Source organism: Thiocapsa sp. C2-2m, assembly GCF_041903745.1.
Taxonomy (GTDB): domain Bacteria; phylum Pseudomonadota; class Gammaproteobacteria; order Chromatiales; family Chromatiaceae; genus Thiocapsa; species Thiocapsa roseilacustris.
On record NZ_JBBWVD010000004.1, the window covers coordinates 143,146 to 165,037 of the forward strand.

The 21,892-nt window shown below is 63.6% G+C and carries 20 protein-coding genes and 1 pseudogene; 9 read left to right on the forward strand and 12 right to left on the reverse strand.

Annotated elements, in window-relative coordinates; translation table 11 throughout:
* The first annotated feature begins 43 nt into the window (after positions 1–43).
* Genes AADX97_RS04455 through AADX97_RS04465 form a run of 3 tightly spaced genes read left to right on the forward strand, consistent with a single transcriptional unit; the run spans position 44 to position 4,370 of the window.
* Complete coding sequence (locus AADX97_RS04455; RefSeq protein ID WP_374232198.1) at positions 44–1,948, forward strand: DUF4914 family protein; 1,905 nt, start codon at positions 44–46, stop codon at positions 1,946–1,948.
* Between the two features lie 11 nt (positions 1,949–1,959).
* Positions 1,960–2,919, forward strand: coding sequence for a hypothetical protein (locus AADX97_RS04460; RefSeq protein ID WP_374232199.1), 960 nt, complete (start codon positions 1,960–1,962; stop codon positions 2,917–2,919).
* On the forward strand, positions 2,916–4,370 hold the full coding sequence (locus AADX97_RS04465) for an OFA family MFS transporter (RefSeq protein WP_374232200.1): 1,455 nt from the start codon (positions 2,916–2,918) through the stop codon (positions 4,368–4,370). The genes AADX97_RS04460 and AADX97_RS04465 overlap by 4 nt, the downstream gene beginning before the upstream one ends.
* Positions 4,371–4,554: 184 nt before the next feature.
* Here the strand turns inward: AADX97_RS04465 and AADX97_RS04470 are convergent, their stop codons facing one another.
* The 6 genes from AADX97_RS04470 to AADX97_RS04495 form a co-directional block, all read right to left on the reverse strand.
* On the reverse strand, positions 4,555–6,648 hold the full coding sequence (locus AADX97_RS04470) for a SulP family inorganic anion transporter (RefSeq protein WP_374232201.1): 2,094 nt from the start codon (positions 6,646–6,648) through the stop codon (positions 4,555–4,557).
* A gap of 307 nt (positions 6,649–6,955) precedes the next feature.
* Positions 6,956–9,286 (reverse strand): PAS domain S-box protein, encoded by a 2,331-nt coding sequence (locus tag AADX97_RS04475; RefSeq protein WP_374232202.1) that lies wholly within the window; start codon positions 9,284–9,286, stop codon positions 6,956–6,958.
* Positions 9,287–9,327: 41 nt separating this feature from the next.
* Positions 9,328–9,735, reverse strand: coding sequence for a hypothetical protein (locus AADX97_RS04480; RefSeq protein WP_374232203.1), 408 nt, complete (start codon positions 9,733–9,735; stop codon positions 9,328–9,330).
* A gap of 536 nt (positions 9,736–10,271) precedes the next feature.
* Positions 10,272–10,592, reverse strand: a complete 321-nt coding sequence (locus AADX97_RS04485; protein ID WP_374232204.1) for a transposase — start codon at positions 10,590–10,592, stop codon at positions 10,272–10,274.
* 179 nt (positions 10,593–10,771) lie between these two features.
* A complete protein-coding gene (locus AADX97_RS04490; RefSeq protein ID WP_374232205.1) occupies positions 10,772–11,158 on the reverse strand; it encodes a hypothetical protein in 387 nt (128 codons plus the stop codon).
* A gap of 323 nt (positions 11,159–11,481) precedes the next feature.
* The gene (locus tag AADX97_RS04495; protein ID WP_374232206.1) at positions 11,482–12,171 is read right to left on the reverse strand and encodes a hypothetical protein; all 690 of its coding nucleotides are present in this window, start codon (positions 12,169–12,171) and stop codon (positions 11,482–11,484) included.
* Positions 12,172–12,596: 425 nt separating this feature from the next.
* On the opposite strand from AADX97_RS04495, the gene AADX97_RS04500 reads away from it, so the two are divergent.
* The 4 genes from AADX97_RS04500 to AADX97_RS04515 all read left to right on the forward strand — a co-directional run bounded on the left by AADX97_RS04500 (position 12,597) and on the right by AADX97_RS04515 (position 15,727).
* Positions 12,597–13,373 carry a hypothetical protein gene (locus AADX97_RS04500; protein WP_374232207.1) on the forward strand — a complete coding sequence of 259 codons (777 nt, stop codon included), beginning with the start codon at positions 12,597–12,599 and terminating at the stop codon, positions 13,371–13,373.
* 90 nt (positions 13,374–13,463) lie between these two features.
* Positions 13,464–14,345, forward strand: a complete 882-nt coding sequence (locus AADX97_RS04505) for a Druantia anti-phage system protein DruA (protein ID WP_374238650.1) — start codon at positions 13,464–13,466, stop codon at positions 14,343–14,345.
* Positions 14,342–15,022 carry a transposase DNA-binding-containing protein gene (locus AADX97_RS04510; protein ID WP_374238651.1) on the forward strand — a complete coding sequence of 227 codons (681 nt, stop codon included), beginning with the start codon at positions 14,342–14,344 and terminating at the stop codon, positions 15,020–15,022. The genes AADX97_RS04505 and AADX97_RS04510 overlap by 4 nt, the downstream gene beginning before the upstream one ends.
* Positions 15,023–15,046: 24 nt before the next feature.
* Positions 15,047–15,727: an IS4 family transposase gene (locus tag AADX97_RS04515; RefSeq protein WP_374232210.1), complete on the forward strand. Its 681-nt coding sequence runs from the start codon at positions 15,047–15,049 to the stop codon at positions 15,725–15,727.
* A gap of 244 nt (positions 15,728–15,971) precedes the next feature.
* Here the strand turns inward: AADX97_RS04515 and AADX97_RS04520 are convergent, their stop codons facing one another.
* The 6 genes and pseudogenes from AADX97_RS04520 to AADX97_RS04545 form a co-directional block, all read right to left on the reverse strand.
* The gene (locus tag AADX97_RS04520) at positions 15,972–16,580 is read right to left on the reverse strand and encodes a D-sedoheptulose 7-phosphate isomerase (protein ID WP_374232211.1); all 609 of its coding nucleotides are present in this window, start codon (positions 16,578–16,580) and stop codon (positions 15,972–15,974) included.
* A gap of 69 nt (positions 16,581–16,649) precedes the next feature.
* Positions 16,650–17,618, reverse strand: coding sequence for a UDP-glucuronic acid decarboxylase family protein (locus AADX97_RS04525; RefSeq protein WP_374232212.1), 969 nt, complete (start codon positions 17,616–17,618; stop codon positions 16,650–16,652).
* A gap of 427 nt (positions 17,619–18,045) precedes the next feature.
* On the reverse strand, positions 18,046–18,192 hold the full coding sequence (locus AADX97_RS04530) for a transcription termination/antitermination NusG family protein (RefSeq protein ID WP_374232213.1): 147 nt from the start codon (positions 18,190–18,192) through the stop codon (positions 18,046–18,048).
* A gap of 59 nt (positions 18,193–18,251) precedes the next feature.
* Entirely contained in the window at positions 18,252–19,319 is a 1,068-nt protein-coding gene (locus AADX97_RS04535; protein WP_374232214.1) for an undecaprenyl-phosphate alpha-N-acetylglucosaminyl 1-phosphate transferase, read from the reverse strand.
* Positions 19,320–19,671: 352 nt separating this feature from the next.
* The gene (locus AADX97_RS04540; RefSeq protein ID WP_374232215.1) at positions 19,672–20,391 is read right to left on the reverse strand and encodes a hypothetical protein; all 720 of its coding nucleotides are present in this window, start codon (positions 20,389–20,391) and stop codon (positions 19,672–19,674) included.
* Positions 20,392–20,866: 475 nt separating this feature from the next.
* Positions 20,867–21,082: pseudogene (locus AADX97_RS04545) on the reverse strand (helix-turn-helix domain-containing protein); the annotation flags it as partial.
* A gap of 260 nt (positions 21,083–21,342) precedes the next feature.
* Between AADX97_RS04545 and AADX97_RS04550 the strand changes: the two are divergent.
* Positions 21,343–21,594, forward strand: a complete 252-nt coding sequence (locus AADX97_RS04550) for a type II toxin-antitoxin system ParD family antitoxin (protein WP_374232216.1) — start codon at positions 21,343–21,345, stop codon at positions 21,592–21,594.
* Entirely contained in the window at positions 21,587–21,877 is a 291-nt protein-coding gene (locus AADX97_RS04555; protein WP_374232217.1) for a type II toxin-antitoxin system RelE/ParE family toxin, read from the forward strand. Before AADX97_RS04550 ends, AADX97_RS04555 begins: the two co-directional genes overlap by 8 nt.
* The last annotated feature ends 15 nt before the right edge of the window (positions 21,878–21,892 follow it).

Consider the following 21,892-nt stretch of genomic DNA (forward strand, 5'->3'; position numbering starts at 1 on the left):
TATCCGACCCCTTTGACAGCCGCCGATCGGAGCCCTATCCGCCATGACGACAGCCTCGCGTTTCCTGCTTGATTTGGCCTTGCCCCCTGGCGTGGCTGAGCTGCTCGCCGCGGCACCGCGCGTCACGGTTGCCGGTACCACCGCCGAGCTCATGGCACTCGCGGTGCGCGACGCGCCCGGGGGCATCCACGAGGTCGCCTACGAGGTCCCGGGCCGCGGTCGGGTGGTCGAGGCCACCGTGTGCCGCACCCGCAACGGCATCTGCGCCAATTACACCGAGCCCTACATGCGTCGTCGCGACCCCGACTGCATGGTGATCGGCGATGCCCGCCCCACCGACAAGCCGACCTACCGGGAACGCTTCGGCGAGCCGTTTGAGCCGGTGCGCGAGGCCACCTTCGCATGGCTCAAGACCCAGCCGCTCGCCGCCTTCCCCTTCTACGCGGGCCTCCCCGACAAGGGCACCGAAGCCCTGGTGATCGCGCCGGACAACGCGGGGTTCTTCGCCCTCGGGCTCGCCCTGCTGCAGGGGATCATGCACGAGGATGAGCTGCCCGCGGATTTCCAGCCGAAGGCGATCATCTACGTCGCCCCGCCCTTCCGCCATACGCATTTCGGCGGGCGTCAGGTCGTGGTGCACAACCGTCTGGAGGATGTCCACGAGCTGTTCAGCTACAACCTCTATCCCGGTCCGAGCGCCAAAAAGGGGATCTATGGGGTACTGCTCAACATCGGCGAGGTGGAACGCTGGGTGACCATGCACTGCTCCACCGTGCAGGTGGTCACCCCTTACGAAAACAAGCTGGTGATCACCCACGAGGGCGCGAGCGGCGGCGGCAAGAGCGAGATGCTGGAGTATGCCCACCGTCACCCGGACGGGACCCTCTTGATCGGCCGCAACCTCGTCACCCGCGAGGAGCGCACGCTCACCCTGCCGCGCGGTTGCGAGCTGCGACCGGTGACGGACGACATGGCCCTGTGCCACCCCTCCCTCGAGAAGGGCACCGGCAAGCTGACCCTGATGGACGCCGAGAACGCATGGTTCGTCCGCTGCAACCACATCGCACGCTACGGCACCGACCCGCACATCGAGGAGCTCACCATCCACCCTCCGGCGCCGCTCCTGTTCCTCAACATTCACGGGCGCCCGGACGCCACGACGCTGCTGTGGGAGCACATCGAGGACTCCCCTGGGGTGCCCTGCCCAAACCCGCGCGTGATCATCCCGCGGGCGGTGATCCCGCGCGTGGTCCCCGGCGCGGTGGACGTGGACGTCCGCAGCATGGGGGTGCGTACCCCGCCCTGCACGCGCTCGCGTCCCAGCTACGGCATCGTCGGGATGTTTCACCTGCTGCCTCCGGCGCTCGCCTGGCTGTGGCGGCTGGTGGCGCCGCGCGGTCATTCGAACCCGAGCATCGTCGAGACCGAGGGCATGTCCTCGGAGGGTGTGGGCTCCTACTGGCCGTTTGCCACCGGGCGGAGGGTCGACCACGCCAACCTGCTGCTCAACCAGATCATCGAGACCCCCGAGGTGCGCTACGTCCTGATCCCCAATCAGCATATCGGCGCCTGGGAGGTTGGTTTCATGCCCCAGTGGATCGCTCGCGAGTATCTCGCGCGCCGGGGCGGGGCCCGCTTCGGTACGGACCGGCTCAAGCCCTCGCGCTGCGCGCTGCTCGGCTACACCCCGGGCACCATCATCGTCGAGGGCAGCACCATCGGCCCCTGGTTCTTCGAGGTCGACCAACAGCCCGAGGTCGGAGCCGATGCCTACGACCAGGGTGCGGCCATCTTGAGCGCGTTCTTCCACCGCGAGCTGCGCGCCTTTCTCGATCCCGAGCTCCTGCCGACGGGCCGCCGGATCATCGACTGCTGCCTGTCGAACGGGAGCCTGGATGACTATGCCGCGCTACTCGATCTGCCCCTCTTCGAGCCCGGCGACGACTGAGGGAGCACCCGTTGGAACGATTCGAGCACCGCTTCCACCACCCGCACCAGCGCTCCTTCGACCAGGCGCCGGCGGCCCTGCGCCGCCGGGTGTTCGGGGTCGATTACCTCCAGCTGCGAGGCAAGCAGTCCGGCGACCTCTTCGTCACCCGCCACGGCTGGCCGGTACTCGATTCGATCCTGCCGTCCCAGTGGTTCGTCGGCGAGCAGTTGTCGAAGGTGGGGCGCCAGTTGGCCGGGGCCACCGGGGCGGTGTATCGGGTCGCGGTGCCGCACAGGCAGCGCGAGCAGTTCGCGCTGGTGGTCAAGTTCAGCCGCTTCGCCCAGGAGGCGCTGGTGTCGATCGCGCGCGACGAAGTCATGGACTGGGAGGAGCGGGACCGCATCGCGTCCAGCGAATTCCTGTCCCCGTTCGAGGAGTTCGCCCACCTGAAGCGGCTGCGCGCCGCGGCGGGGTGCCACATTCCCACCAAGGCACCGCTTGCGATCTACAGCCCGGCCACCCGCTACCTCGACTGGCAGCTCGGCCGCCGCACCCACCGGCGCTGGTGGTACGACAGGGTTCTCGGCGAGGACCAGGCCGCCCAAACCGAGGGAGCCCAGGTGCGCTACGCCTGGGAGCGCATGTACATCCTTCTCTACCGCTGGATCGACGGCATCGATGCGGAGACCGCCCACCAGCAGGGATATCTGACCGAGCCCGAGCTGCGGCACCTCTCCGGGGAGGCGCGTCGGGAGCTGCGCCGTCTTGGCTGGGACGTCCTGGACCACAAGCCACGCCACCTGATCGTGCGGCCTTGTCCGCGCTCGGGAGGCCTGGTCAGCCGTCGCCGACGGACCCTCTGGGGCCTGGTCGACTACGAGCTCCTCGTGCCCTACCCGGCGTCGGCCGCGCGGCCCAGCGCACATCCCGAGCCGCTGCCCGAAGCGCAGGCCCACCCATCCTCTACCGAGTCCATGTCTGACCCATGAACAACGCGCACAGACACAATCGCTGGCTGGTGGTCGCCGGGGCCCTGATCGTCCAGGTCAGCCTCGGCGCCGTGTACATCTGGAGCGTGTTCCAGACCCCCCTGCTGGGCGTCTTCCCCGGCTGGTCGGAGGCGCAGGTCACCCTGCCGGCCCAAATCGTCATCGCGACCTTCGCCCTCGCCGTGATCTTCGGCGGCCAGATACAGGACCGGCTCGGCCCGCGGGGCGTCGGCACCATCGGCGGCGTCGTGTTGGGGACGGGGCTGATCCTCGCGGGGCTGACGGGCAGCTTCTCCGAGGAGGTGGCCCTCTTCTGGCTGGTGGGCACCTACGCCGTGCTCGGCGGCATCGGCATCGGCATGGCCTACGTGTGCCCCATCGCAACCTGCGTGAAGTGGTTCCCGGACCGGCGCGGCCTGATCACCGGGCTGGCGGTGGCGGGCTTCGGGGCCGGCGCCTTTTTCTTCGCGCCGCTGGCGCGGGCCCTGATCACGGGCGGTTCCTACCAGCTCTTCGGGATCGAACTCTTTCCGCTCCCCCAGGTTGGGATCTTCGGCACCTTCACCATCCTCGGTTGCATCTTTCTGGTGACGGTGGTGCTTGGTGCGCAGCTCCTGCACAACCCTCCGGCCGGATACTGTCCGCCCGGATGGACGCCGCCGGCACCCGCAGCGGGCGCGCTCCATGCCGAATTCACGCCGCGGCAGATGCTGCGCACACCGGTGTTCTGGGTCTTGTGGATCACCTACCTGGCCGGCAGCACCGCGGGCCTCATGATCATCATGAAGGCCGCCCCCATCTGGCAGAGCTTCAGTCTGGCGACGGTGGTCGAGATCCCGGTGCCCCACGAGCACTTCGTCGCCGTCTCCTCGGCCGCGGCCATGGCGGTGGCGGTGCTGGCCATCTTCAACGCCGGCGGGCGCATCCTCTGGGGACGGGTGTCCGACACCTTCGGACGAGAGCGCACGCTGATGCTCATGTTCGTTCTCTGCGGACTGCTCCTGCTCGGACTCGACTGGATGCGGGCGTACCCCCTGTATCTTCTGGGCGTGTCGCTGATCGCCCTGTGCTTCGGCGGCTATCTCGCCCTCTATCCCGCACTGGCCGCCGACTACTTCGGAACCCGCAACATCGGCGTCAATTACGGCCTGTTGTTCACCGCGTATGGCGCCGGCGGCTTACTCGGCCCCCACTTGGCCGCCTCCTTGATGCACGACGCGGGCGGCATCGAATATCAGGTGCTCGACGGGACGAACGCACTGGCGACCCGGTTGTTCCAGCTCGGCGAGTACCACACGGCCTTCCTGGTCGGCGGCGTCATCTGTCTGGCCGCGGCCGCCCTGATGCTGGCCGTGCGGGCACCCCACGCCCCTCTCACGGATCCGGCGCGTTGCAGCGACATGCGACCGACAGGCATTCAGCCCGTTGGCCAAGGGTCAGAACCTGCATGATGCACTCACGGGTGATCGTGCACGTGCAATCGCTGACCACAAGCCCGGTATCGAGCCTTGCCGGGCATCCGGCAACACTTCCGCGATGCGCAGGCATGAGGGCTGGCGAGGTGTGAGGGTAACGGTTGGAGCCGGCTTTGAAGGTGTTGAGCCCCGAAAAGTCGCGCACACCGGCCGTCTTTTTTTACTGTTCGGAGGATGCCTCATAGCGCTCGAGCAAGACCTTCAGCGCATGCTCCTTGTTCGGGAAGAAGTGATCGCGTCCGAGCTCCTCGACGATCCCGGTTTTCTCGAAGACGGACATCACCTGATGCTTCAACCCGCTGAAGTAGAGCCCAATGCCGGCATCCCGCAGCTGTTGAGCAACTTCGTTGACCTTTTCCTCACCTGATGCGTCGATCTCATTGATTCCGCTTCCGATGATCAGGATCACCCTGGTCTTCGGAAAATCGGCGATGGCCTCCAGCACGATGTCCTCGAAGTAGGCGACGGTCGAGAAGGTCAGCGAGCCGTCGAAGCGGACCGGCACGACCGTCTCGCTGACCGGCGCGAGATTGTGCGCCTTGATGCCGCCGAGCGTTCCGTCGGGTTTACGCGCGACGATCTCCGCGCGCGGACGCATGCTCTTGATCAGATAGAGCAGCACCGTCAGGGCGATGCCGAGGAGGATGCCGTTGGCGATTGCCGGGGCCATCACGAGGGTTGCCAGGAAGGTCACGATGCCGACGATCGCGCCGCCACGGTCGACCTTCCAGGCGTGGACCAGCGGCGCGACTCGGATCAGCCCGAAGACGGCCATCATCACGATGACCGCCAACACCGACTGCGGCAGACTGTAGAGGTAGGACGTGAAGAAGAGCAGGACGACCATCACCGCCAGCGCGCTGATGACGGCGAAGAGGCCGGTTTTGGCGCCTGTCTTGGCCGCTACGGCGGATCGCGAGAAGGATCCGCTGACCGTGTAGGAGCTGAAGAAGCTCCCGACGATGTTCGCCAGACCCTGCCCGACCAGCTCCTTGCTGGCGTTGATCCGCTCGCCCGTGGTGGTGGCGATGGCCTTGGAGATCGAGGTTGCCTCCATGAAGCCGATCAGGGCCATCACGATCGCAGCCGGAAGCAGAGCGAGGACGAGGTCCCAGTGCACCTCGGGCACGGCGAACTGCGGCAGCCCCTCCGGGATTGCCCCCACCACGGCCCCGCCCGACGAGAGCGTCACCTCCCCGTCGCGCGTCTCGACGAAATGCCAGATCCGACCGTCACGCGCCAGTCCCTCGGGGACTTGGCCTTTGGCGAAGAGGAGCATCGGCCCGTCCGGGATCGGCGAGCCTTCCAAGCGGATCGCGTGCAGGTCGATGCGGCGCGCGTTGTTCTGTGACCGCGACTGATCCAGCTCGTACTGGAAGAGACGGACCGACGCCGACAACTCCGAGGCGCTCCTGATGGCATCCATCCCGCCCTCCTGCTCGAGTCGAGCGGCCTCGCGGCTGCGCTCCGCGATCAACGTGGTGAGGGCTTTGATGCGCATCTCGGTCTGGCTGTAAGCCCCGATCGTCTCCACCGTCCGCACGTCCTGGATCTGCTCGATCCCGACTGTCGACTTGTGCTCGAAGCCGATGAGTGCAGACGCGGCGGTCGTTGCGAGTACGGCGATCAAGACGCCGGGGAGCCTGGAAGAGACCCGTTTTATCGCGTTGATCAACAGGAAGGCCGCAACCGCGAACACCAGTGTCGGCCAGTGCGTCTCGCCGATCTGCTGCACGACGCGCCAAAGATCGGCGAGATAGAAGTCCGAGCGCGGAAAAGGCACGCCGATGATCTTGCTCAGCTGCGAGAGTCCGATGATCAGCGCCGCCGCATTCGTAAAGCCTACCACCACCGGGCTCGACAGCAGGTTGACGATGGCCCCGAGCTTGAACAAACCCAGTGCGAGACGCAGTACTCCGACCATCAAGGCCAGCATGATCGAGAGCTCGATGAAGCTCGCGCTTCCCGGCGACGCGAAGGGGATGATCGCCGCCGCGGACATCAGCGAGAGCATGGCCACCGGGCCGGTGTGCAGCTGACTCGACGAGCCCCACATCGAGGCGATCATAACGGGGATAAAGGAGGCGTAGAGCCCGTACACGACAGGCAAGCCCGCCAACTGGGCGTAGGCCATGCCCTGCGGCAGCAACACCAAGGCGACCGTGATTCCGGCAACGATGTCGTCGCGCAGGCCCTCCCGAGTCATGGGGAACCAGCGCAGGAAGGGCAAGACAGTGTGAAGGCGTTCCATCATGACAACACGTCCGGCTGATAGACGACCGAGCACACGGACGATACGTGTGCTCGCAGGGTCAATGGTACACTAGGTTAACGCCATGTTGGCGGTCGGACCAATCGATGATAGGCCTCCGGGACATAGCTGTTTATCGATGGGTACCTCGGGGACAGGCCGGGGACCTCCTCTCCTCGGTCCGTTCGTTCACGCGAGACAACGACAGATCGGTATGACGCCGCGCCGTGGACCATGAGGACGTCAGGTCTGAGAATCGGGCAATAGGAAAGACCCCGCTCGTGATGTCCCGGCGCCTCGGGGAGTCGTGTCAAGACGCGGGAAAGACCCGATTGCGCCCGGCGACCTTGGCGTCGAAAAGCGCCTGATCTGCGCGGTCCAGCCAAGCATCGGCGGTCTCGGGTGGGCGATAGTCCGCCACGCCGAAGCTCGAGGTGACGCACCCGACCCCGGAGAAGGTCTCGCCGGCGATCAGCAGGCGCAGCTTTTGAGCCAGTTGCCGCGCCTCGTTCAGCCCGCATTGAGGGATGAGGATGACGAATTCCTCCCCGCCCCAGCGGGCCAGTAGGTCGGACGCGCGCAGATGGTCGCCAACCAGGCGCGTCAGCTCGACCAAGACCTGGTCGCCTACCAGGTGACCATGGGTATCGTTGATCCTCTTGAAATGATCGATGTCGAAGATCAACAGACTGATGGGTTCGTCGTAACGGGTGGCCCGTGCGATCTCGGCGACGACGGTCTGCTCGAAGTAGCGACGATTCCGGATGCCGGTCAGCATATCCGTGGTGGCGAGCCGGTCCAGCTCCTGATTAGCTGTCTCTAAGTTCGCCATCGACTGCGCCAGAGCCGCCTCGGCTTGTCTGCGTTGGGTGATGTCCTGCACCTGCGAAATGAAATAGCGCGGCTGGCCCCGGGCATCCCGGACCAGCGACGAGGCCACCTGGCCATAGATGACATGTCCCTGACGATGGCGGTAGCGTTTTTCGAAGGTGGCGCTGTCGCCGGCGCCATGGACGGCCCGGTCGATGAACCCCTGGCTCAGCGTCCGGTCGTCCGGTAGTGTCAGATCGTCGATGCTCATGCCCTCCAACTCCTCGCGAGAATAGCCGAAGATGGCGCTCATCTTGGCGATGGCCTGCAACAGCCGGCCCTGGAGGTCGACCAGGCACATGCCGGTGTTGGCATTGTCGAAGGCCAGGCGGAAGCGTGCCTCGCTCTCGGCCAAACGGGCCTCGGCCTGCTTGCGCGCGGAGATATCGACGAAGGAGACCAACAAGAGATCATCGAGGACGGTCGCGCTGATGATCACGTCTCGGCAGGTGCCGTCCTTGTGTGTGATCCGGAACTCTCCGGACTCGACCTGCCCCCTGCCGGCAACCGCCGTCTCCACCGCTGCATACCACCAGTCCATCGAGGTTTGGCGATAGGCGGCATCGGGATAGGCACGCCGTGCCCAATCGTCGACGGTGTGAATCTCCTCCGGGGTATAACCGCAGGTGAGCACAAACTGAATATTGTTGTAGGTGATCCGGGCCGGGCGGCCCAGCGTGCTGACGGCGATGGCGATGGGCATGTTGTCGAGGATGCGACGGAGCTGGCGTTCGCTCGCCAGCACCCGGGCCTCGGCGGCCTTGCGGGCGCTGATGTCCTCGACCAGGCAGAGATGGAGCGGGTGCGCATTGCCGACCACGGCCACCGACCCCACGGTCAGATCGGCCCACACCGGGGTGCCGTCCGGCCGCAGATAACGCTTCTCCAGCTCGAAGCCATCGATCTCGCCCGCATACAGCCGGGCGACGCAATCTTGTTCCCGCGGCAAATCGTCGGGATGGGTGATGTCCGCCCATCCGATGCCGAGCAGCTCTTCGCGAGTGCGGCCGATGAGCTCGAGCAGACGGTCATTCACCTCCAGCATCCGGCCGCCGGCCGGGTCGAACAGGGCGACGCCCAGTGGGGACTGCTCGAACATTCCGCGGAATTTCCCCTCGGACTCGGTCCGCTGAGCCAATGCCTCCTCGAGCCGGGTCCGAGCCGCTTCCAACTCGGCGGTGCGGGCGGCGACCCGCTCCTCCAAGCGACGGTTTTCCCCGGCCAGGGCCTGCTCGGCCGCACGCAGGCTCTGGTTGCTAGCCTGCAAACTGGTGAAGGTGTCGCGCAGGCACAGGCTCGTGGCGTTGAAGGTCTCGCCCAGCTCGCGCAACTCCCGGATGGGCGCGGCAGGCAGCGGCTGGCTGAAGTCGCCTTCGGCCAGCCGCAGGGTCGCCGCGTTCAATTCCCGGAGGGGCCGGCTGATCCATTCCGCGGCGACCAAGCCCAGTAGGATGGCGATCCCCAAGGTCAACAGCATCAGCAAGAGTGGCTCGTGGACGCGCTCCCGGATCGGGGCTGTAGAGTCCTGCAGCGGCGCCACGACGAGGGTGAACCAGTCCGGATGGGGCGATTCCCCGAACATGGGGGCGACGTTGGCCAGATAGCGCTGACCCTGGAAGGGAAAGGCGAAGCCCCGGGGCTCATCCAAGTGGGCCAGGCCCGGCACCTCGACAAACAGCTGTCGGGCGGTCGCGGCGGTCACCGGATCGGCGCTGTCGATGGCCGCTAGACGGCGATGCCCGACGGCGACATTCCGGGCATGATCGGGCAAGGGGCGGCCGTCGAAGGGGGTCTCGCCGCTGGAGGTGGCGATCAGCAGCCCCTCGCGACCGATGAGGAACGCCTGACCCTCGGCGCTGATCTCGAGAGCCCGCAGGAAGTCGCCGATCTCGCTCTGAATTCATGCTGCTCGGTCACCAGACCGAGATGGGTCACGCCGCCGAACAGCCCGAGCTGTCCGGCAAAGTGCCGCTCCAAGGCGGGACCGTCCCGCCAGTCGAGCCGACCCTGGCGGATCAGGGAGGCATTGATTTGGACAACCTGGCGCAGATCGCCGAGCTGAGCGGTCAGGCGCTGGTCGATGCGCTCGCCGACCTGCGCCATCAGGTGTTCGGCCATGGACGCGATCGCCCGCTGGCCCGCATGGAGCGCGAGCAGGCCAACCGCGGTCACGGCGCCGACCACCAGCAAGGTGAAGCTCGTGATCAGGATCCTGCGCAAAGAGATGTTCCGTATCATCGACGATGGCAGAGGTATCGGTGGTGGCCGAATCGATGGTTGCGGGCGGACTTCAGAGGCACGCAGCAGTCAACTGCCGAATCCCGGATCCTACATGACCGAGCAATTCCGGGGACAATTCCGGGGACAGTGTACCTAATCCCGCTCCAGCAGCTCAAAGAGGTCTCGGGTGTGAGAGTCTCGTCGCGCTGCCTTCGGCCCGGGCTTCTGTCGCTTGAGCGCACGCCGAAGGCGTTGCTCCAGATCTTCAACAAAGGAGTCCGGACCGAGCGGGTGGCCGGTGCTGGTATGCGCGTGCAGCGCGTCAGCGATGTCCGGCGCGTCGGGCTCGCCGATCAAGCGAGCTCAGTCGGAGATCAGCTCCAACAGGGGACGCACGCTGACGAGCTCATCGTCCACTCAGGCCAAATGGGCCCGGGCGCTCGACCACGGCCAGTCCTTCGGCCGTGCACAGAGCCGCGCACGGACGGGGTTCAGCTCCACAGACCTGGCAGCGGCGATGAGGTGCCGCTCGTCCATCACGAACGAGTGAAAACGCTCCTGCCAAAGATGCCCTCGCCAGCCTTCGCGGAAATGGTCATACGCATATAGCGACGATGCGCCTCGCCCAGCGCGTCACGCAAACCGAGCTCATCGCCAGGGACCAGGATCAGGTGTACATGATTCGGCATGAGACAGTAGACCAGAACCTGCGTGACGCACGCTCGACAGGACGTCGAGAGCAGTCGCCGATACTCGGCATAGTCCTCGTCGCAAAAAAAGGTCTGCTGGCGTCGATTACCGCGCTGCGTCAAAAGATGTGGAAGTCCCGGGACAACCACCCTCGGAAGTCTGGCCATCGGTCGTCCAATCCCTCGCCACGGAGACGTCACTTCGTGTTCTAACCGATCCGAAGCATCTCGTCTAGGGAATTAGGTAAACTGTTCCCGGAACTACGGTTCGGGAGGGCGACGCGAGGCGGCCGGATGGTGAGGTATCTATTCACCGCAAGGACAGCGAGCCGTGTGCTTGAGCGCGGCTAAGACGTTTGCGTAGCCCGCAGCACCGCTTCGATGTCGGTCTCGGTGACCGGCAATGTCAGCACGGCATGGATCCGGAAGCGCTCGGCCAGTCGCGGGACGTATTGCGCCTGTTCCTTGCTGACCAGTACGATCGTTCGTGCCGACGGGGCCTGTTTGTGTAAGGCCGCCAGAACAACGTCCAGGTTGCTGACATTGGCTCCGGCGTAGTTGTTGCCAAAGCCGTAGAAGAACTCCGCCACGATCCAGTCCGGCGTCATGGACTTGAGGGCCTGCAACGCCTTGCGTTGCGAGGCGAGCTTGATCTGGCTGATGCCGAGACGCTCATAGAGGGCGTCGAAGCGAGGATGGTTCGGGGATTCGATGATCGAGAAGAGCGTGGTCATGCGGTCAACCAGCGTGCTGCACGGAATGTCTCCAACGCTGCCCGAGACCACGGCATGCTGCAAGATGGTCGAGCCTAGGGTGTGGGATTACGTGGGGCACAACCTGCCTCTAGATTCCCCCAAGCCTCAACCCGTGGTGCTCTCCCCCTACAGCTATCACAGGTATCGCGTGCCTTGTCGAGCCACCGGTGGAACCGCGCCTCCGAGAGATCATAGAAAGGGATGCGTCGGCAATCGGGTCAAAGCACCGGCAAATCGCGTAAGCAAATTAAAGCAGCCCGGGCACCGTGACGCACCGACGGCCGAGCTGCGGCGGTCGTCGGCTAGAAAGGGATCACCTTATCCGCGTAAAGAAAGAGGTCGTGAATGTCTTCACCGGTCGCGATCGTCCCGAAGGTGGGCTCCGTGATGTCGCGTCGGTTCGCACACAAGGGGCAGCTCTGCACCTCTCCTCCAAGTTGAGTGAAGCGGTTCAAGAGTCCTTGCAGCGACCCCGTATTCAGACCCGAAGGCGTATCGCAGTCCGGTTGCGTTAAATCATTCAGTGGATTGACAAGCTCGAGCCCATCCAACGTCGGGAACAAGACGACACGATCCGCAGGCGTCACCGTGACCGTTTCTCCGGGCTGCCCCGGCACCTCGGATAGCAGGAGATTGATGCCGATCTGGATCGCGATACAGGCCGGCTCCGGATCTTCCAGCGGATCGGTTTTGACTGTGATGACGACCGACTCAAGCCGATCCACACTCGGCTCCAACCATTTCAATGGTCCGGTGGGCTTCGGTGGATTGGCGTAACCTGTCGAACCCGCCAAAGCAAACGCAAAGAGGGCTGCAGTGAGCATGATTTTCTTATGATAAACAGACATGGGTTGTCCTCCCTCGGCACCATACCCGATGTATGGCGCGAGAAGCCTAACATATCTAAATCGGGACGGATGGGTGCGCAATCCGGCAACACACCCAGCCGTACTCCTTTCGTTACGTTGCGCTTGCCCCTCAGTTTTGGGCATCCGTCTGATCCGTGCAGATCACGAGACCACGATCAGCCTTGTTCGTATTTCAGGACATAGCGTTCGACAGCCTGGAGGACGGCAACGCGAGCTTGGCGTTCGAGGAGCCCGATCGGGCCGAGCGTGCGCTGGGGGCCGCGGGTCCTGGACTTGTGCAGGCAGATCCACGTCGCCGAAGCGCAGCTGAGGTGAGCTTCTCGCCGCAGGTAACGGCGAGAGGCGCGCAGGCGGTCTTACAGCATGCTCATGCCGCCGGATGTGGCCGAGAATAGTGTTCCACGTATACAAAAAGCGCACATCCAGCGTCTCAAAGCACACTTTGCCGCACGGTTGGCCTCTAAAGTGCGAACCGTTTCACGGTTCTCGCACACTTTGTCGCTAATATTCCTTGTGGTCATAACGGAATTAAGCTAGCTGGAAGGAACATGCTGAACGGTGATCTCAAAAAAGAGGCTCTGAGCCAGCTCCAGAGTGCCCAGTCGTCCTATCTGCGGAGCTTCGAAAGCGTCAAGACGGACTCCGAAAGGTTATTTATTCTTCGCCAGGAGAGTAGTCGGGAAGTCATTGGCAGCGTTGAAAAATACATCAATCGCCTTGCCAATACCCCAAAGGAGTTCGACCGCTCGTTTTCAACCTACAAGGCGGAGCTCAAGGTCTTCAGCGGCATGATTCGGCAGCTCGAAAGCGAAGCTGCCGCCATTGATTTCAAAGCGGAAACGAGTGCGGCGACAGGGGTCATGGCAGGCGTTGGCGTCGCCGCCATGGGGCCGACGGTCGCCATGGCGGTTGCCACGACCGTTGGTGCAGCCTCAACGGGAACTGCCATCTCCGCCCTTTTCGGTGCCGCCGCCACAAATGCGGCGTTGGCATGGATCGGGGGCGGTGCATTGGCCGCCGGTGGGGGCGGCATGGCCGGCGGTTCGGCATTTCTGGCGCTGGCCGGGCCGGTTGGCTGGGCGATTGGCGGCACGGCGCTGTTGGGCAGTGCGCTATTTGCGCGCAGCAAGAATCGGAAAATTGCCGAGGAAACAAACGGCAAACGAAAAATCATCGAAGTACATTGTGCGTCGTTAAAGGCATCTGGTCGTGAGATCGTGCGCCTCATAGAGGCGACCAAGCAGCATGTCAACGGCGTGAACAGTTTGCTGTATCAACTTAGTCAGACGGCCCCTCCAGACTCACATCGTTACCCACATCTCTGAATCCCGCGATCTGCACCTAGGTCGGGGCCGGACACAGAACCGCTGAGCTGGTGAAATTGTCCCCTCGTCAACCGCAGGGGGCAAGGTACAGTGAGCGAGCAGAGGCCGGAGAAGCTGTGTGGGCGGGCATTGAGTGCGACCGATCTGGAGGTGATCCGGGAGGAGATCCGCCGTGCCGAGCCGGCGAACCGTGCCGAGATTGCCCGGCGGGTGTGCCGGGCTCTGGAGTGGACGAACGCGCTGGGCGACCCGAAGCTGATGAGCGCCCGGGTGGGGCTGTTGCGGCTGCACCGGGCGGGCCTGATCGCGCTGCCGGCGCCGCGCTGGGGCAATGGCAATGGGCGCGCACTGACGCACGCGGCGGTGCCGTGGCCGCCCGCAATCGCCTTGGACGGGCGGGTGGATGCGCTCTCGGGTGTGCGCCTGAGCGTGGTGCGCGAGAAGGCGGCGTCGCGGTTATGGAACGGCCTCGTCGATCGCTACCACTATCTCGGTTACAGTCCGCTGCCGGGAGCGCAGATGCGCTACCTGATCGAATCGGATCAAGGTCTGCTCGGCGCCCTGGGCTTCGGGGCGGCGGCGTGGAAGGTCGGCGTGCGCGACGCCTGGATCGGCTGGGACCGGTTGCAGCGCGAAGCGCGCCTGGGCGCGGTGGTGAACAATGCCCGCTTTCTGCTGCTGCCGTGGATTCGCGTGCAGCACTTGGCCTCCAAGGTGCTGGGGCTCGCGGCACGGCGGGTGGGCAACGACTTTGCCGAGCGCTACGGCGCGCGGCCGGTGCTGCTGGAGACCTTCGTGGAGCGGGCGCGCTATCGCGGAACCTGTTACGCGGCGGCCAATTGGCGCTACCTGGGCGAGACGCAAGGGCGGGGCAAGTGCGATGTCACCCATCGCGCGACGTTGCCGCGCAAGGGCGTCTTCGTCTACCCGCTGCGCGCGGACTTCCGCCGCGCCCTGGGGGTGGCGGCATGAGCGCGCTGGTGGCGGAGTTGGCGGACATCGATCCGGGTGACGTGCGTCTGAATCGTCGCGCGCGGCGGGTGCTGCAGCGCCTGGGTGAGAAACCGATGCTGAGTCTTCCGAGCGCGTGCGGTGGCTGGGGCGAGACCCGCGCGCCCTACCGCCTGTTTGATCATGCCGCGGTCAGCGCCGAGGCGGTGCTCGCTCCGCACATGGCCTGCACCGTCGAGCGGATGCGCGAGCACCCACGGGTGCTGTGTATCGAAGACACCTCGGAGTTCGACTACACCGGCAAGAACGATATCCAGGGCCCGGGGCCGCTCAACGATGAAACCCGCCGGGGGCTGTACCTGCATCCAACCCTGGCGGTCACCCCCGATCGGTTGGCGCTGGGCCTGCTCCATGCCCACACCTGGGTGCGTGAGCCCGGCAGCCTCGCCCAACCCAAGGACGCCGCTCGCCCGATCGAAGAGAAGGAAAGCCTGCGCTGGATCGACGGCTTCGCGCGGGTGAACGAACTCGCCGAGCAACTGCCCGAGACGCGCCTGACCTATCTCGCCGATCGCGAGGCCGACATCGACGAGCTGTTCGTCGAGGCCCCGTGCCCGGATACCGGTGCCGACTGGCTGGTACGCGGCCAGCACGACCGCGTCCTCGGCAAGGACGCCGAGGGCAATCCCGAGACCTGACGCCAGCGTTTAGACCAGGCCCCGGTGCTCACCGAAACCTGCTTCGATCAACCCGGCGGCAACGGACGCACCGCCCGCACCGTCCACCAGCAGATCAAGGCCGTGCGCCTGAAGCTGCCGGCCCCGTATCGGCGCGATCGCAAGCTGGCCGAGATCGAGATCACCGCTATCCTCGCCACCGAGCTCCAACCGCCACCCGGTGAGGACCCCGTCGAATGGTTGCTGCTGACCAACCTGCCCGTGACCACGCCCGAGCAAGCGCTGGAGAAACTCAGTTGGTACCTGTGCCGATGGCAAATTGAGATTTTCTTCAAAATCCTCAAAAGCGGCTGTCGCATCGAAGAACTGCAGCTGGAGAAGCGCGAACGCCTCGAGCCGGCACTGGCGTTCTACATGATTATCGCCTGGCGCGTGCTGTTGCTCACCATGCTCGGACGCGACTGTCCCGAGATGCCTTGCGATGTCGTCTTCGATCGGGCCGTATGGCAGGCGGTCTACCTGGTGACCCAACGCAAGCCGCCACCCGAGACCCCGCCGTCGCTCGATCAGATGGTCCGCATGGTCGCCGGCCTCGGCGGCTTCCTCAACCGCAAGCGTGATGGCTTCCCCGGACCCCAGACGATCTGGATCGGACTCCAGCGGGCTGCCGATTTCGTGCTCGCGTTGGAGGCCCAGCGCACTGCCGACGGGGAGAGTTGTGGGTAACGATGTGGCTGTAGGGATGGCCTTGTTCGTCACTTCCGCCATCGCGGCACGTGGCGCAGAGCGCCACGGGGCAAGGCGGTAGGAGTTGCGGTGTCGTCGGGCTGATGATCCGCACGGGTACATGCTGGCGCCCTATCCTGTCGCGTTGCGGTTCAGGCGAGCCGCCGGTCCGCACCGCGGACCCTGCGGGTTGGCATGTGGTTCGGGGGTCGCGGTCCGCTGCGTACTTATGCTGAACCGGCCATCAGGTTTTCGATGCTGAACGGTCACTCACGGTGGCATTTTCGATCAATGCGCACAGCAAATGGCCGATCGTGATGTGCATCTCCTGGATATGAGCGGTGCTGTCTGATGGGACCACTATGGCACTGTCGACGAGCGCTAAGAGCTCGCCTCCGCTCCGGCCCAAGAGGCCGATCGTCTCGAGCCCCTGACGGCGGGCCTGCTCCACGGCAGCGATGACGTTGCGCGAGCCGCCCGATGTCGAGATGCCGATCAGAACGTCGCCGGGCTGCCCGAGCCCCTCGACCTGACGGGCGAAGATCCGGTCGAAACCGAAATCATTGCCGACGGAGGTCATGACGGAGCTGTCGGTCGTCAAGGCAATGGCCGGAAGCGCGCGTCGGTCTGCAATTTGGTAACGCCCGGCGAGCTCGGCAGCGATGTGCTGGGCATCCGCCGCGGAACCGCCGTTCCCGCAGAGCATGATCTTGTGACCCGACGTCAACGCGTTGATCAACAGGTCCGCGGCATGTTCGATCGCGGGGGTCAGACGCTCCAGCACCAGCCGGGCAAGGTCGATGTGCTGCCGCAAGTGGTCGGCGATACAGGCTTGTCGGCCGGATTCGTTCATGCGATGGACACCGGGCGGGCGGGTCGAGCTCGGTCCTGCGGACAGATCCCGAGCCGTTGGCGTACGGGGTCAGCCATTGTTGACTTCCCGCGTCAACAGGCACTCGAAGTAGGCGATCGTAGGTGTCAGACCCTCTCGGAGCGAGATCTTCGGCTCCCAGTCGAGTCGTGCCTTTGCCAGAGCGATGTCGGGCTGGCGCTGCTTGGGGTCGTCCTGCGGCAGCGCCTCATGGACAAGCGCCGAGCGCGATCCGGTCAGCTCGAGGATGGTCTCGGCCAGCTCGATCATGCTGAATTCGCCGGGGTTGCCCAGGTTGACCGGTCCGGTCAGGTCGTCGGGGCTGTCCATAAGACGGATAAAGCCTTCGATCAGGTCGTCGACGTAGCAAAAGGAACGCGTCTGGGTGCCCTCGCCGTAGATGGTGATGGGCTTGTTCTGCAGGGCCTGGACGATGAAGTTGGAGACGACGCGGCCATCGTTGGGGTGCATGCGCGGGCCGTAGGTGTTGAAGATGCGCGCGACCTTGATCCCGAGATTGTGTTGGCGAAGGTAGTCGAAGAAGAGGGTCTCGGCGCAGCGCTTGCCTTCGTCGTAGCAGGAGCGCGGACCGATGGGGTTGACGTGGCCCCAGTAGTGCTCGGGCTGGGGGTGGATGGCCGGGTCGCCGTAAACCTCGCTGGTGGAAGCTTGGAAGATCTTGGCTTTGACCCGTTTGGCCAGGCCGAGCATGTTGATCGCGCCGTGGACGCTGGTCTTGGTGGTCTGGACCGGGTCGAACTGGTAGTGGATGGGCGACGCCGGGCAGGCCAGGTTGTAGATTTCGTCGACCTCCACGTAGAGCGGGAAGGTCACGTCGTGGCGCATCAGCTCGAAATAGGGGTTTTCGAGGAGATGCGCGATGTTGTCCTTGGTGCCGGTGAAGAAGTTGTCGACACAAATGACGTCGTAACCTTCTGTGAGCAGACGTTCGCAGAGATGGCTGCCGAGGAAGCCGGCTCCGCCGGTGACGAGGATGCGTTTTCGTAAGGAGTAGTTCATTTATCTTCCAGATTTCAGGGGTAGTTTGCCGGGCGCTGGTCAAGGCTTCGTCGAGTGCGACACTTGGGCTCATGGCCTTACTCTGCCATTGGAGCGGAACCGCGGCAAGCGATCAGCTCGTTGACGACCTTGGTGCCGGCATCGGGCGAGCTACCGGCGTGTTGGGGCTGAAGCGGGCTGAAGCGGGCGACTTCAGTCGCCCCTTGTATGTTCTGTTCTGAAGGGATTGACAAGGAAAGCGATAAACGAACTTTATGAAGAGTGCCCGGGAAGCCGTTCGCCCCTGAAGCCTGGATGTCGTGTTCCGATGTTCAGAGCTTGCATGTAGATTGGCTCCCCGCCCTCTATAGGACTTGAAGTCTTCATGCCAAGCGGCGGATGTCTGCGATGGGTATCGTCAGGGTGACTTGGCGATGGAGCAGCTCGATCAAGAGTTGGGGAAAAGCGATTCCTCGACCACCACGCGTCGCCCGCGTCGAATCCGCTCGACCATCAATTGCGGGTGGAAGACGCTGTAGCCCTGCTGGACGAGATTCACCTCGGCGCGCTCGGCCTGCCGCGGCTTGGACTGCACCAGATACCATCGGGGGCAGCTTTCACGCCGGTCTCGCAGTTCATCTTGCACCCCTTCGATCAGGTTGCTTCGCCGACCATCGGTCGTCTCTGTTGCTCCATTGCCCGCGACAAACTGTGCACGTAGCGCGCAACGAGCAGGTAGACGACGAAGGTCGACAAGGCCGCATAGAACATGACCGATTCGCCGATCTGATTCAGGAAACCGAAGACACCGACCCCCGTCAACAAGATCGCGGCGGACAGCATCAGGATCAAAGCCTTACGTGCACACCGGAAAACGCGGGACAGGAAGTGGTGGAGCTGGCCTGCATCCGCGCTGAAGGGAGAAACGCCATGCAGGATCCGCCGACCCATAACGCGCAGCGTGTCCATCAGCGGTAAGGCGACGAGCCAGAGTGCCGTCACCGGGTCGATGCTCCCGGCCGTTCCAGCGGCATCGACCAGGGCCCAGACCAGGATGTAACCCAATAGGAGGCTTCCCGCATCGCCGAGGAAGACCTTGCGTCCGGTCACGCCGAACAGCTCCAGATTCCAGATCAGGTAGGGAATAAGCGCCGCGATTGTCGTGAGCAACAAGATCTCGATGAGGCCGATCTCGGGTGCGAGGAGGAGCAGTGTTGCGAACGCGATCAGGATCAGGCCGCCGGCCAAACCATCAATGCCGTCGATCATGTTGACGGCATTGATGACGCCGACCATCGCAAACACGGTGAAAGGTACGGAAAACACCCCGAGCTCGATCGGCCCGAAGCCCAGCAAGTCACCCAGTGAGGTGAGCTTAACCCCGCACCCGAGGGTCAGTAACAGTGCTGCAACGACTTGCGCCACGAGGCGCACCCTCGGACCGAGACCGAAGCGGTCGTCAGTCGCGCCGATCACCACCAGGAGGGCGGCACCGGCCATGCCGTAGAGATGAGGCGCGGAATACGGCAAACTGAGCAGCGTGCTTGCGACGAGGCCCGAGAAGATCGCGATCCCGCCGATCGGCGGCACTGCGTGGCGATGGACTTTGCGCCGTTCGCCCGGGTGATCCATCAGGCCGATCATGGGTGCGAGCGGATAGAGCGCGGCTAGAACGACGCTGCTGACGAGAAACGCGACGACCATGTCCGGAATCGTGATCACCGGATGTTCTCCGGCGTGAATCCGAGAACCGTCATCAGATCGTGGGCGATCATTTCCGTCTCCACCTCTAAGGCGAACTCCGGAAACCTTCATGCCAAGGGCGTAGGTTGTGCCGAGCCGTGCGAGGCACAACCAACCCTCGGCGCAAGTTGTGCTTCCTATCGTCAGCACAACCTACGGGTATGGAAGTTTGCGGAAATCGCCTAAGCGGTCAACCGGACTCCACAAATCGTATATAACCCTCCTCAAATCCTTTACTCGATCCCGTCATCGCGGCAACCAAAAAACCGGTCTCAAGACCGCAGCTTCAGCATTCAATCCCGTTCAGGGAAAATCACAAGTCGCAACATTACTATTGCGAATACGCAATGATCGACCTAATGAGAACGTTCTTGATCATGCGCCAGCAGCATACAAGCGGATCCGCGACGGCGGCCGGGCGGACATCAAAGCGAGACCCGTAGAATCCGAGCGTCCGCACCGCGGCCGTCCAACACAGGTAAGCGATGGTGCCGGTGCGGTCGACCCTGCGCCACTGGGCATCGATCGCGATAGCGCACGCCGACCCCTGCCCGTGCGCCACAACTTTCCTTTCCTTCCGGGCGGATGCGGGCGCCGTGGACGGCGATTTGACGATCGCTGGTTTGGCCGAACCAACGGCCTCGTTCGTCATTTCGGCCATATTGGCACGTGGCGCAGAGCGCCACGGGGCATGCGTGACACCGCGGAGCGGATGTGACAAGCACATTTCGTTGCTCGCGTTCGTGACCTCGACCACGACGATCCCGGCTTCGGGCGCAGCGACAATGGTACCTCGACCCGTGATGCCCATGCCTTGCGCGACATCGGCGCCTATCCAGACGCGGCTTTGGTTCAAATGACCAGTCCCGCCAACATCGAGATCGACCTTGCGAAAGAGCGGATGCGTCGCGAGCCGTTCGCTCGCCCCGGCTTGACCTGCTGAATAACTGCCTACGCCGTTGTTTTTATTGGAGCTGGCGGACGGATTCGAACCGACGGCCTGCTGATTACAAAACATAGCGTCGATATACGAGCTATTAAATATCAACATGTTACGCCATCCAACCCCACGCAAACGTGACTCAAAATGTCACGGATCGCCACCGGGCGACTGCTGTGCGTCACGTTTTAGTCACGGTGATCTGCGGGACAAGTATCACGCATCCTCAAGGACTCATGTCAAGATCGGCGGCACTCCGCTACCATCGCACGCGCTACAGCCGTGAATATACGCCCTTCGCATCGTCCTTCAGAATGGGCGGCTAGTTCCCGAGGTACTCCGCGGATCGCAATCGGCCTGAAATGGAGAGCACCGCGAACAAGAACGCCGCCCTACAGCCAGGCTCTCTCCTTTCTTCAGTGGCCGCCCATCGCTGTCTGCGCATAGACAGCCAGCTGCCGCACCACCGACTGCGGCAAGCACGAAACCGCCGAGATCTGCCCGCGTCCGACCACCAAATTACGGAGCTTGCCGAACACGATCCTGATGGTTCTCGGGCTGAATCGGTCAGGTTGGGTGGGCCTTCCTAAACGGCAAGAACACCGCCGAACCGGTCAACGCCGGGCGGGTGCCCGCAGTCTTCCAGGGTCAACAACCAGGCCGCCGAAACACCGCCAAGTGCCTTGGCGAGAGCCTCAGCCTCCTCGATGCCAGGACGGCGCAGCCCGCTCTCGTAGTTGGCAAGGCGCGGGGCACTCATCGCCCGGTCGGTCAGCGCGGCCAGCGCCTCGTGGCTGAGGCCGCAGCGATCACGTTACGTGTGAATACGCTCGCGTATCTGGGCGGTTCGCGTCAGTTCCATGGGCGTTTCTCCTGTCATTTTGTGTTCTGAGCGCATGAGACGAGCAAAACAGGGCGGCTTCTCGTCATCGCTTTTAACGATGGTTTTCTCTGCTCCTTCGCAGTTGAGCAATTATGCATCCTGTTTTCGGAGAATCTGCTTGATCTTGGCTAAAATACCAGTATATGGTATTTATTGGTAGCATGAAGGAGGGTTTTCACATGTCCAAAAATACCAGTATTTCGTTGGGCGACCACTTCGAGGGATTCATCTCGCAGCAGGTCAAAAACGGTCGCTATGGCTCGGCAAGCGAGGTAATACGCGCAAGCCTGCGCCTGCTCGAAGAACGGGAACAGAAACTCGAAGCGCTGCGCCGGGCCCTGATCGAAGGCGAAGAAAGCGGCGAGGATTCACTGCTCGACATGGAAGAGATCAAGCGCGAGGCGCGGAAAGACGCGGGACTGGATGCGTGAGATCGTCAAACGCCCGCGTGCCAGAGAAGACCTGAAAGACATCTGGCGCTATAGCTTCACCGAATGGGGCGAAGCACAGGCGGACAAATACCTTGCCGAGATCGTCGCGGGGATCGCTCGGCTCAAAGAGCATCCGGAAATGGGAAAGTCTCGGGATGATCTAAGAGCGGGATGCCGCTCGCTGCGGATCAACCAACACGTGGTCTTCTACCTCGTTACGCCTTCCGTCATCCGGATCGTCCGGGTACTGCATAGGCGGATGGACCCGGATTCGCATTTATAAAGGAATAGCGCTTAT